Consider the following 14,149-nt stretch of genomic DNA (forward strand, 5'->3'; position numbering starts at 1 on the left):
CGCGCGGTGCCCCGTTTGCAAGATCGGCACGATGTCCGCTGTGGACGACCTGGACATACCACTCTGGCCGTGGGAGAAGATCGACGGCCCGCCACCCTCGATATTGGCGGTCAGCTCGATCGGTACCCAGATCATCGGCGGCAACATCGGCTCAGTGGCTGTCTACGGCGGCAGCGCGACCATCACGAACAACAGGTTCCGCGACCCCACTGCCCTTCATCTTGGGTGGGGAGTCAACGTCAACGCCTCCTCCAACGATCACACTCCACCTCGCCCGCAGCAGGATGAGCCCCCGCCCGAGCGGAACCGGGCTCAACGTCGCGCCGCCGAGAAGAAAGCAAGGCGGAAGCGCGATGACTGATTGCTCTCAGGAGAGACCTTTCTCAGTCGCTTCGCTCTTTGTCCGCTGAGTCATCCCCCGCGCTGGCCGCCGGTGCCCCATCGCCCCCGAATACTGGTAAACGGAGAAACGCCCCCGGCGTCACCTCGGAGGAGGGGCGCCGGGGGCGTAGTCGCTTGAAGCCGGGTTGTGTAGGGTGTCCGCCATGGCGACGAAAACCCGGGGCGGTAGTGACGGCCAAGTCACGTACTGGAACGCGCCCACCGTCGAGCGCGACGGGCGCACCTTCGTCGACCATGAGGCGGGTCTTGAGTTGGCGCGCCAGATCATTCGTGAGGACGCAGACTTGATGCGTCGTCTAGCTGACGGCTGATTCCGAATGAGGGAGATCGACTACGACTTGGTGGTCGCGATTAACGAGGAAGTTGCCGGCGATAGCGCTGGTGTAACGAATGAAGCGGGCATCCGGGGTGCACTTGGTCGGGTCCGCTCTGGGTTTGAGGGTGTCGAGACGTTTCCGACCATTCTCGAAAAGGCCGCAGCGCTGCTGCACGGACTCTCGAGCACGCAGTACTTCCTGGATGGGAACAAGCGCACAGCGTGGGCCGTTGCGAAGCTATTTCTCGGTCTGAACGGGGTCTATTTGAGGCCGGTGGACGGCATCCAGGCGGAGTCCATGGTCACTGCCGTAGCCGTGAAGGCGTTCGAACGAGAGCACGAGCAACTCCGCGGCATAGAGAAGGCAGCCGAATGGTTTGAGCACGCGCGTTTCCGCATGGTCGACCGCGTCGAGTTCGTGTTCCTCGCGAACGAAGCGGACAGTCGTGGCGATGGCGAGGTCTTCGACGCAAAGACCGGTGGCCTGGACAAGCTCCACATCCCATCGGTGCCCGCTATCCACTGCGTACCGGTAGTCCTCAGCCTCATTCCTCACCCCAGCGACGCCGGCCGCGAGCACCGCTTGCAAGCTCGAGTGATGGGTGGCGCGTCCGCGTTCTCATCTCCGCTCCGCATCATCAGAGACGAAGAATGCGTCATCCCGCCTGAGTACGTGAACCCTCGTGTGGATGGCCGAGCCGGTTTCTACCCCATCCGAGTCGTTTGGCAGCTCTGGCTCGAGGTTCGCGACTTCGTCGAAGGCTCTATCGAGCTGAGCCTCGACGGCGAAACGGTCGGGCGACTTCCTCTATGGTTTGTTCCCCGGACTGAGGCACCCGACGACCTATCGTCATTGTGACCGCGGGGTACGCCACACCATAGGCTTGCGCGGATCCGCGCCGGCCAAATAGACCTTTCTGTAGGCACCGGGGGAAGCTCCCCGACCGGGCCGAGCGCGTCACGACGTCGCGCCGTCCCGGTAGATGGCTGGGTCTTCGGTGCTGGGCGGTTCGATGTCGGGGAAGTCCTGCTCGAACGGCTCGGGTGCATCCGTGCCGTCGACACCCTCTTCCGTCTCCTCGGCCTCCGCCGGGATCTCTGTGTCGTCGTCCATGCTCATTCCTTTCGCGGTCAGGACGGGTCGAAGGACAGCTTCGACAGCGACTCGGTCCGGGTTGTCGCCGAGTTGACCAGGAGCACACCGTGCCGGGTGGCGGTGGTGTGCTCGGTGATCGTCTGCGGGCCGCCCAGGAGCTGGTACCCGTTGACCCAGACCTCCACCGACGTGCCGTTGAGGAACACGTCAAGGATGTCGCCCGTGTTCAGCGCGAGCGAGGGCTGGAAGGCGACCTCGGTGATGGTCCCGGCGACGCGCTTGGACAGGCGCACGGTGTGCGTGTCCGCGTTGCGTCCGAAGTCGATGCCGATGAAGTTGCCGGCGTCGGTCACGCGGGCGGCGAGACTCATCCAGAACTGCCCGACATCACCGACGACAGCACGGAGGCGTCCGTTGGCGCCGCCACCCTCCCATGACCATACGGTGCGGGGTGCATTGCCGCCGGTGCCATAGGTGAGCAATCCGCTCTTGACGACGAGCGGGATGGCGGTGCCCGAGCTCACCGCGGATGCCGCGCCGGTGGGGGCGGGGCCGTCCTGATATGCGGCGAAGTCGAACGAGAAGCCCCGGACGATCTGCGACTGCGGGACGGTGTACGTCGACGTGGAGGAGCCGGCGGTGCCGTCCCATGCGCACCCGCTCTGGGTGCCGTCGATGTACTGCCAGTAGGTGCCGCCGCGGGTGGCGTTCGCGCGGGTCACGCGGGCGACCTTGGTCGGTCCCCACGTGTAGTCCGCGTTCGCGCCGGGCGCGCCGATCATGCCGACGGCGAGGACCGTCTGCCCGATCGGGACGTCGAAGCACAGGTGGATGCGCTGCTTCGATCCGGTGCCGCGGACGATCGGTCCGGGCTCCCACATCGCGGTGCCGCCGGTGCCGAACCGGCCGGCCGCCTGCATCGACATGCCCTTGGGGATGATGACCTCGACCGATCCGGTCCACACCTGTCCCTCGGTCACCGGGATACCTGTGGCCACCGCTCGAGGACTCCCGCTCGTGCCGGTGGGGGTGATGACCAGGTGCGGTCCGAGGTCGACACCGTTCAGGCCGACGAACGACGCGGCGTACGCCATCGTCGCGGACTGGGTCGTCCACCCCGCCAGCGACGCATCCGGCACCGGCCGGGTCACGTACTGCTTCACCGACGTCGGCAGGCCAAACGCGTTGATCTTCGACGTGTCGTCGACCTTGTGCTCAATGCGGTATCCGCGGCGAGCACCGCTGATGTCAAGGTTGATGATCGGCGCTTCGCTCTCCTTCTTGCCGATGAGCGACAGCGGGCGACCCACCGAGCCGGACGCGCGTCCGCGGATGTTGGCGCGGAACAGCGCGCCCATGAAGCGGAAGTCGTCGCCCCCGTTCCCGCCGACGTTGCCGGCGAAGTCGAGGCCGATGATGGGCTTCGTGGTCTCACCGAAGACACCGTGGCCGCCGTTGCCCTGCACGTTCGTCTGGGTGAAGCTCGTGTAGGGCGCGGGCCACGCGGCGGCGGTGTCGGGCCAGTAGATGCCGTGTCCGACGTTGTCGAGGATGTCCGCCTGGGCGAAGGAGCTGCTGCCTTCGGCGGCGCCTTCGATGACGACGCCGTGCCCATTGAGCGCGCTGGTGAGGTTGGTGAACTTCGCGTTCACCGCGCCCTGCTCGGAGGCATTCGACTTGCCGATGCGCACGCCGGCGTACCCGTTCCGCTTCGCGTGGACGTTGGTGTACTGCGACCCGCGGGTGCCGGTGTCGTTGAGGCCGATGGCGTTGTCCTCGAGGATCGCCCCGGTGACGATCAGCGCGAACGCCTTGAACATCGCCTCGGGCTGGCCGAGCTGCTCAGCGAACAGGCCGGCGGAGCCATTGAAGCGGCTGACGATGTTCTGCAGCATGACCAGCTCGTCGGACTTTTGCCCGAAACCGAGGCCGATACCGGCACCCGATCCGAGGTTGGTCGTCGGGTCGGGGTTGTGCGTCTTGCGCGCGCGGCCGCAGTACTCCGCGATGAGGTTCCATCCGCGCCACGACGCGTAGTCGATGCCGCATCCGGTGGCGTGGGTGTTGAAGAACCGCACGTCGTGGATGATGAGCTCGCGGATGTTGTGCAGGATGAGCGCCTTCAGCCCCGCGACGTAGCTCGAGCCGACGGGCTGGAGCGTGCCGTCGATGGTGAAGTCCGACAGCTCGACCTTCTCCGCAATCCAGTCCGGGTCACCGACCTGATGCTGGTCGAGGCCGAGCCAGGAGAAGTTCGGGGGCGTCAGGAATACCGTGCGGTACATTCCCTCGCCCTTGATGCCGTACCCGCCGCGCATGCCGCCGGCGCCGGGGATGACGGGCGGGGTGAGGCGCTGCTCGAACCCGTACCGGCCGGCGGTGGTGAGCAGCTTCGAGATCTGCCCCGACGCCGCGTACGCATTGGCGAGATCCTGCTGCGCCTGCGTGAACAGCGGTGATGCGTTGCCGTTCTCCCGGTTGGGCAGGTTGTTGTTCTCGACCCATTCCCGGATCGACACGTCGCCGAGCGCGCGCGGGACAGCTATGTACGCACCCGCGCGGGTGGCGGACAGCGGATCACGCAGTAGCGCGCCGCCTGCTTCGTCGTTGGTGACAGCGTTCACGCCGGGCAGGCCGCGGGGGCCTTGCGGGCCGGTACCGGCGGGTCCTTCCGGGCCGCGAGCACCCTCGGAACCGACTGGCCCCTCGGGTCCGCGGGGGCCGTCAGGTCCCTGTAGACCCTTTTCGCCGCGCTCACCGGGGACGCCCTTGAGGAACCCCATCGGTGTGCCGCCGAAGGGGAGGGTCGCAATGTCAGCCATGTGCGTGTCCTTTCAGGGCTCGTATCGAAACCAGGGCATCTGCCCTTCACGGTTCAGGTAGAAGGCGCCAATGACGGGCGTGGCTGGCCACGGCGGGCCGATGAACCAGGTCGACACCGGCGCGGTGACCATGTCGCGGATGGGTCCGCCGCCGGCGACGGCGGTGAAGGTCCACTCCGCCCATCCGGCGGGGACCTTCTGCTCGTTCACGTCGAATGCGAACCAGGTGCAGCGCAGTGTGTAGGGCCGCGACGGTGAGAAGTCCGTCGACGCGGTGAGCTGGACGCTGAAGCTGCCGTCCGGCTGGATGGGGACGGGCACCTCACGGAGTGCGCCTGCGACGAGCCCTTTCGGGCCGAATCCGTCTTGAGCGATGGCAACGAGTTCGGGTGCAGCACCGGCGGGGAACGGGTTCTCGCCGAGGTCGGTGAGAAACCCGGTGTAGGTGTATGTCGCCACGAGGCGCTCCTCTCAGCCCTCACCCGATGGGGTGACGGCGGCAGGGTGATGAGGGGGTGATAACCGGGTGACGCCGGGGTGAGAAGGGGATGATGAGCGCCGTGTAGGCGGCGGCCAACACGAGGCAGACCGCCGCCAGGGCGCGCATCAGTCGTCGCGCCGGTCGCGCCGCGTCGTGGGCTGAGACGCGTTCGCGGGCTGCACGATGTTCTCGATGCGGTACTCGCCGACCTGCATGGTGACCGTCTGTCGCGACGGATCAGCGGGGAGCGTGGCCAGGATGAGTCGAACCAGCGAGCCGAGAGCGGCGATGAGTGCGGCCTGCAGCACGAACGCCCAGTCGACATCGGTGATCAGCGTCGCGCCGACGAAACCGGCGGCCAGGGACTGCGCGACCGTCTTCACGACGCGCTCGACGGCGGCGAGCCACCAGGGCAGGTTCACGCCCTCGACCTCGGGGAGGCCGGCGAGGCTGGTGACGATCGACGCGAGGAACGCGAGTGCCGCGGTGAGCAGCACGGTGATCCAAGGGACGTCGGCGAGCAGCGACGCGCCGAGGTAGGGCACGGCGACGGCGAGGGCGGTGTACGCGGCGCGCTTGCCCGCGTCCTTCCACCATGCGGCGTTGAACAGGAGAGAGAGCTTCATGGGGTGTCCTTTCGGGGACGTCAGCGGGTGAGGCCCTCGGGCCAGGGCGGCGGCGGGGGCGGCTTGCGCATGTCGATGTGGTCGCGCAGCTCGTGGATGTAGTTGTCACGGATCCGCTCACGACGCAGGGACTGATCGACCCGCTCGTTCACGGTGCCGAGCTGCTCCTGAGCCGACTTCACCTGCTCCTGCAGTTGGTCGATGAGCGCGTTCTCGCGGTTGCCGCGGCGGTTGAGGATCGCGACGACGATGCCGGCGACAGCGGCAATCAGCGCGACGAGGACGGTGGGTACTGCGGAGGCGAACTCAGGGGGCATCGGCGGGCACCTTCCGTGCCCGCGGGATCGAGAGGATCGCGATGATGATCGCCGGGCCGAGATACGTGGACATGTTCAGCCACTCGCGCGACGGCTGCCCGCTCGCGAGCGCCATCCCCCACCCGAGCGCGTACGCAGCACCCCAGGCGGTCATGATGCCCGTGAGGAGCCCCCACGCGACGGCGTCAGCGGTCGAAAACGCCCGGAGGCAGCACCCGATCCCGACGATCATCCAGATCCCCGCCCACACCTCGATTGAGATGACCGCGGAGATCAGCTCAAGACCGGCCGGAAGGGAGGTAGGGACATCGCCCACGATGGGGAGGTAGGCGATGCCCCGCGCGAAGCAGTAGGCTCCCGCGACGAGTAACGCTGCGCCGCGGGAGCCGTTCAGGCGTGGGACGCGCATCCTGCGGCGCTTACTTCAGCCCGCGGATGATGTCCTGCAGTCGACCGATCTGCCCTTCGTCGCTGAGCTCGACGAGGTTGTTCGGCCCGGCGTTGCCGACGAACTCGGCGACGTAGGTTCCGTCGCTCGCGGCGAACACGGCGTACGTGCCTCCCCGTCGTGCGCCTTCCTTGCCGGTGATGCGGATGTAATTCATGGGTGCTCTCCGTTTCGGGATGGGTGTTGCGTTCTGGGATGCGGTCGCCCCGTCGGGGTCGAAGTACGGCTCGGGGTCGAGGGTCCCGTTCGCGCCGAAGACGTACCAGTGGAGGGGCCACAGGGTCATGTGGACGTGGGCGCCGCCCGTTTCGGCGACGTTCCACGACCAGTCCTCTTCGCCGTAGCCGGTCGCGCCGGAGTAGCCGACGATTTGACCGCGGCGGACCCGGTCTCCGATGCCGACCGCACGGCGGGACAGGTGCAGGTAACGGACACGACGGCCGTCGTCGAGATCGATGGTGACGAACCGACCGGTCGCGGGACCGATCGAGTCGCCGACGTCCACCACCCGCCCCGACTCGGCCGCCAGCACGGGCGTCCCAATCGGACAGAACATGTCGATCCCCGGCTCACTCGACGGCGGGTTGCGACGCCGATGCGCCGCCCACGACGTGGAACGCGAGTAGGGAACGGGTCGCTGATACCCCATGGGGCACCGCCTTTCCAGTAGTCCCGGGCGTAGGCCGCGGGCACGCGAATGAGTAGGGTGAAGCGCATGGAACGTGGACTCGTCGCCGCCGGCGCCGCCGCCCTGCTGCTGCTGACTGGGTGCACGGGCACCGTCACGTCGGAGACAGTCACCGTCACGCCGGGCGCGTCTGGCACGTTCAGCGACGGGAACACGACCGTGGTCGTGGAACCGACCGAGACAGCCGCGTCGGCGGCGCCGGTCGAGGTCTCGGCTACACCCGCCGCGCCGACGAAGGCGACGTCCGTCCTCACGGCGATCCAGCTGACCGTGGCCAGCTACGGAGTCGATGTGGACGCAGCTCAAATCAAGTCGGCGTCCGATTACGCATGCGATCAGCTAGCGGCCGGGTTCGATGCGGGGAGTATTCAGGCACTCACCGGCGATATCCCGGAAGGCGCGAACAGCGACCTGGTTCTGCTCGCCGAGAGCGACTACTGCTCGACCCGTTAGGCGCCGTGCGCAGCCATCCACGGCTCTGGGTCGACGGGCGTCCCGTCTAGCCGCACCTCAAAGTGCAGGTGATCGCCGAAGCTGTTGCCGGTATCGCCAACAGGCCCCAGCGGCGCACCCTTCGCGACGGTCTGACCGACGGACACGGTCGGCGGAGTCGCCATATGACCGTAGAGCGTCTCGACGCTGACGCCGTCGATGGTGCCGTGGTTGACGATCACGTAGAACCCGTATCCGGTGTCGGCGTTGCCGCCCGCGAAGGTGACGACGCCGCGCCCCGCGGAGGGGATAACGTGGCCGGTCACGTCCGGACCAGCCAGGTCGACGCCGTCGTGTGTCGGCCGGTCAGGTGGGCGGAAGCCGTAGGTCTTGGTGGACAGAGCGAACGGCCAGTCGAAGCCGCCGTCGCCAGGCCCTCCAATGCCGGGCGCCACCCGTCGCAGGCGGCCCGTCGCCACCTCGATCGCGAGCCAGCCGAGGCCGTCGCTGCTGGGCGCCGGGGGAATTGCCGCCGTGCTAATTCGAACGCCGTCGCCGTCGATCTGGACGACGTTTCCGCCGTGCTGGATCTTGGCGTAGTCGTTGCTGATCTGCGCGACGCTGTTGCCCTTGAACACCTGAATTGTCTCGTCGTCGGTGAAGACCTGCGCGCCGTTCGGAAACGTGATCGCGCCGCCGTGCTCCTCGGGGTTCAGCTCCATCCCCCCGACACGGATGCGGCCGGTCTCGTCGACCTCGATGCGACCTTTCACCTTCATCACGCCGGTGAGGTCGATGTCACCGGAGATGGTCACCTTGCCGGTGATCTCGCCGTCGCCGATGAGCTTCCAGGGTCCCTCGACGTCGAACTGTCCGAAGACGCGCACGTTGCCGGAGATCTCTCCGTCACCCTCGAAGGCCCACGGGCCGACGAGGTTGAATCGTCCGGTGACGGTGGACTCGCCGTCGACCTGCAGGGTTCCGACGATCTCCACCCGGCCGCCGGAGTCGACGCGGAGCAGCCCGCCGATGAACCGCATCCGTCCGTTGCTGATGGACGAGTTCTCGAGGAAGGCGCCCGACTTCAGCCGGGCGAGCTCGCGGTAGATGTCCTTGATCCAGCCGACGACGTCATTCAGGTTGGGAGCCGGCATACTGCACCTCCGGCTTCATCTGGCGTCCGTTGCCGCCCGAGACGGCCATGACGCGAAGGGTGTGGACACCGTCGGGGATGACGGGGTTCCCGTGCACCTCGATGTTGAAGACGCGCCCGGGCGCGGACAGCTCGGGCGGGTAGTCGGCTCCGATGACGAACGATCCGATGTCCCACTGGGCGATCGGCTGCCGACCGGTCGCAAAGGACTGACTGACTGCCCGATGCAGAGCGTCGCCTTCCATGTCGTCGAAAGACTTCTTCGTGTCGCGGATGGGAATGGCGAACGGTCCCCCGCCCGCCCACGCAGTTTTCTGGTCTTCGCCGGTGCCGTTGCCTATCCCTCGGACGCCGGTGACCTGCCTGCTGCCGTCGATGCGGTACTTCACACCTGAGATGGGAGTCTCCGCGGCGCCGAGGTAGAACTTCGCCCCGCCGATAGTGACGGGAGCGCCCACGCGGGTCTGGAAGCGGATGCCGCCCGACTGCGTCGCGTAGGGGCGCAAATAGATCTCGACGCCTTCGCTCTTGCGGATCTCATCCAGAATCTCCTCAATCGAGAAGCCTTTCCAGAACGGATACGTTCCGGAAAAGTCGCCCGGCCCGTCGGCGGGGAGGTCGATCGGGTAAACCCACTCGGGTCCCCACTGCATCATCCGAGCGAGCGTCTGACGCACCGCGCCTGCGGCGCTGCGTCCGCTGATCGTGAGAGTCACGTCCTTCTCCGCGGCGACGCCGCCGACGAGCCGCCATGCGGCCTCCCCGATGAGGTCGACCGCGGTGACGGCGACCGTGCCCTTGTCGTCGTCGTAGTCCCAGGACTCGATCTTGTGCGCGACGAGCGGGTCGTCAAGCGGGTGTGCTCCGCCGTTCACGCCCCACCAGCGCACCAGGAAACGCAGATTCGGTGCAAACAGAGAGGCGATGCGTCCGTTCTCCTGCCCGGGCGCCGCGTCCGGGTTGAGGAGGCTGGACGCGTAGACCAGGATGCTGCTTTGCCCGTCTCCGGCGATGCTCGCGCTGAAGGGCCCGTCGCTGCCCTCCGCCCAGTCGACGCGCTCGATCGGCTCGCCGGTGACGGAGTCGTGCACCCACAGGGACCAGTCCGGCTCCACGCGGCACCTCCCCTCACACGTACGCGTCGCGCAGAATCACCCGGCCAGGTGCGGACAGGAAGTGCTGCCACTGGGTGCCGTTCGGCACCGCCCAGAGGCGGCCGCTGCCAGCCCCCGGCATCCAGGCACCGTCGCGGGTCACGCGGCCGGTGCGCATGTCGATGCGGTGCGTTCCGCCGGCGTCGACCCCGGAGACCGTGAACATCCCGCCGGGGGAGGAGACCGAATAGCTGCTCGGCGCGTTCGGGAACTCGATCACCGGGTGGGAGGGGAAATTGCCCTTCGACTTCACCCAAACCGACCCGCCCGCAGCATCAACGACGAAGGTCCGCGGCGCGGCGTACTTGCGTGGGTCCGCAGCGACGAACTGCACCGAGAACGACCCCCGGAGCAGACGCCCCGAGCGCCGCTGGCTGTCGACGGCCTCGGCCTGGATGACGCGCACCGTCGCCGTCAGCACCTGTCCCAGATGACCGACGGTCAGATCGAAACTCCCCGAGGCCGCGCCCCACCCGTTCACCTGGTCACACCACTGCCGCAGATCATCCTCCGACTCGGCGAGAATCACGCCGGGGTCGATCGTCATGACGCGCTCCGGGAGCCGGACAGGTACGTCGTGCCCGCCGTCGCCGAGCGATCGCAGCATCGCCTCGCGACGTCGGGCCGGCAGCCCCTGCCAGCCCTGCCACCCATCCCGGCCGACGAACAGTCCCTTCTGGACCGTCGGGGAGGGCGCGCCGTAGACGACACGGTCCTCCCCTCGGATCTCGAGCATGCTCATGCGGGCCTGACCCTTCTCGCCACGGCCGCCAGGCTCTGTGTCGCAGCGTCGACAGCGACTCGCGGATCCATCTCCGCGAAGTTGTTGTTCTGCACGACGGACGGTGCCGCCGCGGGCGCTGCGGAACCGACGCTGCCTGGCGCCTCGGCCGCGATGGTCGAGGAGACACCGCCGATCATCGACTGCACACGCGCGGCCTCCGCCTGCGCGGCAGCCGCCATCGCCGCCGACGCCCGACTGACATCGCCTTCCCCGTCGCCGATGCCGCCGGCCATCTGACCGGCGATCGCGACGCCGCCAGAGCGGAGCGCGCGCCATCCCGACCCCGACAGGGGGCCGCGCTTGGCGGGCGAATGGGGGAAGAAGTCGCCGACGAAGTCCATGAGACCGCCGACGGCGTCCCCGACGAGCGGGATCGCATCGGAGATGCCCTGGATGAACGCGCCGATGATGGCTCCGCCGGCTTCGAGGAGCGAAGGTCCCAGCGCCATGAGCGCGTCGACCATCGCCGGCCCCATCGAGGTCAGCGTGTCCTTCAGCTGCGGGAGGATCTGCGGGATCGCGGTGATCAGCGACTTGAAAAGCTCGATGCCCGCCGTCAGCAGCGTCGGGATCAGGCTGATCAGAGTGGTGATGATCTGCGGCAGCATCCCGACGATCGCGACGAGCAGCTGCGGGATGACGGTCAGCAGGCCGATCACGAGCTGCAGGAACAGGTCGATGATCGTTCCCAGCAGCGTCGGGATCATCCCAATGATGGTCGTCAGCAGCGTCGGCAGCAGGCCCACGAGGGTGGTGAGCAGCTGCGGGATGACCTGGACAAGCCCGAGCACCAGCTGCAGGAACAGCTGGATCGCGGTCGTCAGGAGCACGGGGAGCATCTCGAGCAGCGCGGACAGGATGCCCGGCAGCGCCCCGATGATCGTGGTCAACAGGACCGGGATGACCTGGATGACGGCCTGCACAAGCCCGAGGAACAGCTGCATCGCCCCGGTGACGAGGGTCGGCAGCATCCCCACGAGCGCGGTGATCAGTCCCGTGACGAGCGACACGATGCCGGTAACCACGACGGGCAGCGCGGCGATGAGGCCGGCCGCGAGGGCGGAGACCAACTGCAGCCCGCCCGCCACGATCATCGGGAGGTTCGAGACGATCGCGTCGATCAGGCCCTGCACCAGCTGCAGAGCGCCCGTCACGAGGACGGGCACGGCGCTGACAATGCCGAGGACGAGCAGCTGCACGAGCTGCACCGCGGCGGTGAACAGCGCTGGCGCCTGGGAGAGGATGCCCTGCACCAACTGCGGGACGAACGTGACGATCTGCGCCACGAGTCCCGGGAGGGCGTTGACGACCGACATCACGATGCTCGTGAGCGAGGTGACCAGGTTGGCCGCGTCGCCGCCGGTGAGCGCGAAACCCGCCAGCGCTGCGGCAACGATCCCGATCGGACCGCCGAGCACGCCGAGCGCGCCCGTGAGGCCTGGCAGCAGCGTCGTCAGCAGCGGAATGCGGGACAGGAGTGTCCCCAGCCCGCCGGCTCCGAGCGCGACGAATGCTCCTGCGAGCGGACCGACGATGCCCTGCATCCCCGCGAACGCGCCCGAGAAGATCGAGGCGCCATCACCGATGCGGGTGAGGAACCCTGTGATGCCGTCGAGCGCCGGGCCGAGGACCTTCAGCAGCACGTCGCCGAAGGCCTTTGCGCGCTCCTCGATGGGGCCGAGGGCGGAGGTGGCGGCCTGGATCAGCGGGCCGATCTTGCCGTAGATGGGCTGCAGCGCATTCGCGCCGATTCGACCGAGCGAGGCGAGGAAGTTCTTCGCCGCCCCGGGCACGGTCTTGCCCATCTCGTCCGCGACGGTGCCCGCGGCCTTGGTGGCGGCCTTCGAGAACGTCTCGAAGTCGACCTTCCCCTCGGAGGCCATCTTGAACACTTCGCCGGCCGTGACGCCCATCTGGTCGGCCAGAGCCTGATAGATGGGGATGCCCTTGTCGGCGAGCTGCGAGATGACGTCGTTCTGGACACCGTTGGCCTGGGTGGCGGCCTTGTTGAAGACCGACCCCATCTCCTCCATCGAGATGCCCGCGGCCGAGGCGTTGTTCGCGATCGACTTCAGGTGGCCCTGCAGCGCCTCACCCGGCTTGATGCCGGCGGCGACGGCGGATGCCGCGACGGTGGCGGCCTCGCCGAGACCGAATGACGTGCCCTTCACAGAGGCGAGGGCGTCGCCCATGATCGTCTGGACGGTGGTCGCGTCGTTACCGAGGCCGGTGAGCTTCGCCCGCGCGGTGTCGATCGCGTTCAGCCGGGCGAAGCCCTTGCCGAAGGCGATGCCGATTCCGGCGGCCGCGACGGTGACGCCGGCGGTGGCCGCCGACTGGATGCCTGAGCCGAGTGCGGACCCCGCAGCGCGGGAGGCGCTGGAAGCTGCGGAGACGACAGCGCCGAAGGCCGAGGACGCGGCCGATCCGAGCCCCGAAAGTCCCGACCGGAACGTACTGACCAGCTGCTGCGCGGCGGGCCCCGCAGTGGCGGCAGCCTTCGACAGGGCCGCGCGCACCTGAGTGGTGACAGGGCTGAGGTAGGACGACACCCGGGAGCCGAGCTTCACGAACGGCGAAGCGAGGATTGTGCCAGCGGCGGCCGCGTACTGCGTGTACGGCGCCAGTGCGCCGCGCACGGTCGACCCGACGCTCGAGACCCATCCCCGGGTGATGGCGGATGCCTTGGCGAGCTGGCCGCCGATCATCGTCGCGAGCGAGGTGAACGCGGACGACACCTGCTGCGCACCAGCGCGTGCCAGACGCCCGAGGTACGTGAACCCGGTCACGTCCAGCAGTGCGCGCGTGAGGCCGCCCAGCGAGCCGGAGAGGCCGCTGAACGCGGACCGCGCGGCGTTGGCGTCCGAAAAGCCGGATCGGAAGTTCGCCAGCATCTGACGGACGCCGCCGGATGCCGCGATCGACGACGCTTCGACCGTGGACTGCGCGCGCCGGAGGTTCTCCTGTGCTGCGGCGAGACGTGCGGTCGCGGCGCTTACGACGTCGGCGGTTCCTGCGGCCGCACGGCGAGCCGATGCGAGACGTTCCTCGGCGGCGACCGCCTGGGACGACTCGGCGCCCGACTTCGCCACGGCCTCCTGCAGACGCGCCTCGGCAACGCGAACGCGCCCAGCGTCGTCCTGCTGCTTCAGGCGGGCCTTCGCGAGCGCGCTGGCCGCCGTGGCGACCTCGCCGGTGAACTTCGACATCTCGACTGCGCCGAGATCGGTGGCCGACTGTGACAGCGCGCTCTTCAGGTCGCGTCCGAGCGTGCGGCCGGCGGCGGCACCGGCGCCCTTGAACCCGCGTTCGAAGGTCTTCGCGCCTGCGGCGCCGGCCTCTTGGGTGCCGCGGGTGACGCGGGACTTGAACCCCGTCATGACGGGGAAGATGCTGATGTGGCCGGATCCAACTTCGGACGACATGGCAC

At 68.1% G+C, this 14,149-nt stretch carries 15 protein-coding genes; 4 read left to right on the forward strand and 11 right to left on the reverse strand.

Annotation, left to right across the window (positions count from 1 at the left end; all coding sequences use genetic code 11):
- Window positions 1-40: 40 nt before the first annotated feature.
- The 3 genes from ACFZA2_RS10320 to ACFZA2_RS10330 all read left to right on the forward strand — a co-directional run bounded on the left by ACFZA2_RS10320 (window position 41) and on the right by ACFZA2_RS10330 (window position 1,577).
- Entirely contained in the window at window positions 41-361 is a 321-nt protein-coding gene (locus tag ACFZA2_RS10320; RefSeq protein WP_391404102.1) for a hypothetical protein, read from the forward strand.
- 184 nt (window positions 362-545) lie between these two features.
- Window positions 546-713 (forward strand): hypothetical protein, encoded by a 168-nt coding sequence (locus tag ACFZA2_RS10325; protein WP_391404105.1) that lies wholly within the window; start codon window positions 546-548, stop codon window positions 711-713.
- A 6-nt stretch (window positions 714-719) separates the two neighbouring features.
- On the forward strand, window positions 720-1,577 hold the full coding sequence (locus ACFZA2_RS10330) for a type II toxin-antitoxin system death-on-curing family toxin (RefSeq protein WP_391404108.1): 858 nt from the start codon (window positions 720-722) through the stop codon (window positions 1,575-1,577).
- 99 nt (window positions 1,578-1,676) lie between these two features.
- Here the strand turns inward: ACFZA2_RS10330 and ACFZA2_RS10335 are convergent, their stop codons facing one another.
- From ACFZA2_RS10335 to ACFZA2_RS10365, 7 genes are all read right to left on the reverse strand, one after another.
- On the reverse strand, window positions 1,677-1,832 hold the full coding sequence (locus ACFZA2_RS10335) for a hypothetical protein (protein ID WP_391404111.1): 156 nt from the start codon (window positions 1,830-1,832) through the stop codon (window positions 1,677-1,679).
- Window positions 1,833-1,849: 17 nt separating this feature from the next.
- Complete coding sequence (locus tag ACFZA2_RS10340; RefSeq protein WP_391404113.1) at window positions 1,850-4,438, reverse strand: hypothetical protein; 2,589 nt, start codon at window positions 4,436-4,438, stop codon at window positions 1,850-1,852.
- Between the two features lie 210 nt (window positions 4,439-4,648).
- Window positions 4,649-5,095, reverse strand: a complete 447-nt coding sequence (locus tag ACFZA2_RS10345) for a hypothetical protein (RefSeq protein ID WP_391404116.1) — start codon at window positions 5,093-5,095, stop codon at window positions 4,649-4,651.
- A gap of 147 nt (window positions 5,096-5,242) precedes the next feature.
- Window positions 5,243-5,743 carry a holin gene (locus ACFZA2_RS10350; protein WP_391404119.1) on the reverse strand — a complete coding sequence of 167 codons (501 nt, stop codon included), beginning with the start codon at window positions 5,741-5,743 and terminating at the stop codon, window positions 5,243-5,245.
- A 20-nt stretch (window positions 5,744-5,763) separates the two neighbouring features.
- Window positions 5,764-6,060, reverse strand: a complete 297-nt coding sequence (locus ACFZA2_RS10355; protein ID WP_391404121.1) for a hypothetical protein — start codon at window positions 6,058-6,060, stop codon at window positions 5,764-5,766.
- Complete coding sequence (locus ACFZA2_RS10360) at window positions 6,050-6,469, reverse strand: hypothetical protein (RefSeq protein WP_391404124.1); 420 nt, start codon at window positions 6,467-6,469, stop codon at window positions 6,050-6,052. The genes ACFZA2_RS10355 and ACFZA2_RS10360 overlap by 11 nt, the downstream gene beginning before the upstream one ends.
- A gap of 10 nt (window positions 6,470-6,479) precedes the next feature.
- Window positions 6,480-7,157, reverse strand: a complete 678-nt coding sequence (locus ACFZA2_RS10365; RefSeq protein WP_391404126.1) for a M23 family metallopeptidase — start codon at window positions 7,155-7,157, stop codon at window positions 6,480-6,482.
- A 66-nt stretch (window positions 7,158-7,223) separates the two neighbouring features.
- Here ACFZA2_RS10365 and ACFZA2_RS10370 point away from each other — a divergent pair, with 66 nt between their 5' ends.
- A complete protein-coding gene (locus ACFZA2_RS10370; RefSeq protein ID WP_391404129.1) occupies window positions 7,224-7,649 on the forward strand; it encodes a hypothetical protein in 426 nt (141 codons plus the stop codon).
- On the opposite strand, the gene ACFZA2_RS10375 is transcribed toward ACFZA2_RS10370, so the two are convergent.
- From ACFZA2_RS10375 to ACFZA2_RS10390, 4 genes are all read right to left on the reverse strand, one after another.
- The gene (locus ACFZA2_RS10375) at window positions 7,646-8,782 is read right to left on the reverse strand and encodes a M23 family metallopeptidase (RefSeq protein ID WP_391404132.1); all 1,137 of its coding nucleotides are present in this window, start codon (window positions 8,780-8,782) and stop codon (window positions 7,646-7,648) included. The genes ACFZA2_RS10370 and ACFZA2_RS10375 overlap by 4 nt on opposite strands.
- Window positions 8,760-9,896 carry a hypothetical protein gene (locus ACFZA2_RS10380; RefSeq protein WP_391404135.1) on the reverse strand — a complete coding sequence of 379 codons (1,137 nt, stop codon included), beginning with the start codon at window positions 9,894-9,896 and terminating at the stop codon, window positions 8,760-8,762. Before ACFZA2_RS10380 ends, ACFZA2_RS10375 begins: the two co-directional genes overlap by 23 nt.
- Before the next feature lie 13 nt (window positions 9,897-9,909).
- A complete protein-coding gene (locus tag ACFZA2_RS10385) occupies window positions 9,910-10,482 on the reverse strand; it encodes a hypothetical protein (protein ID WP_391404138.1) in 573 nt (190 codons plus the stop codon).
- Between the two features lie 191 nt (window positions 10,483-10,673).
- Window positions 10,674-14,144 (reverse strand): tape measure protein, encoded by a 3,471-nt coding sequence (locus tag ACFZA2_RS10390; RefSeq protein WP_391404141.1) that lies wholly within the window; start codon window positions 14,142-14,144, stop codon window positions 10,674-10,676.
- Window positions 14,145-14,149 lie beyond the last annotated feature (5 nt).

The organism is Microbacterium sp. NPDC007973 (genome assembly GCF_042958465.1).
In the GTDB taxonomy this organism is placed as follows: domain Bacteria; phylum Actinomycetota; class Actinomycetes; order Actinomycetales; family Microbacteriaceae; genus Microbacterium; species Microbacterium galbum.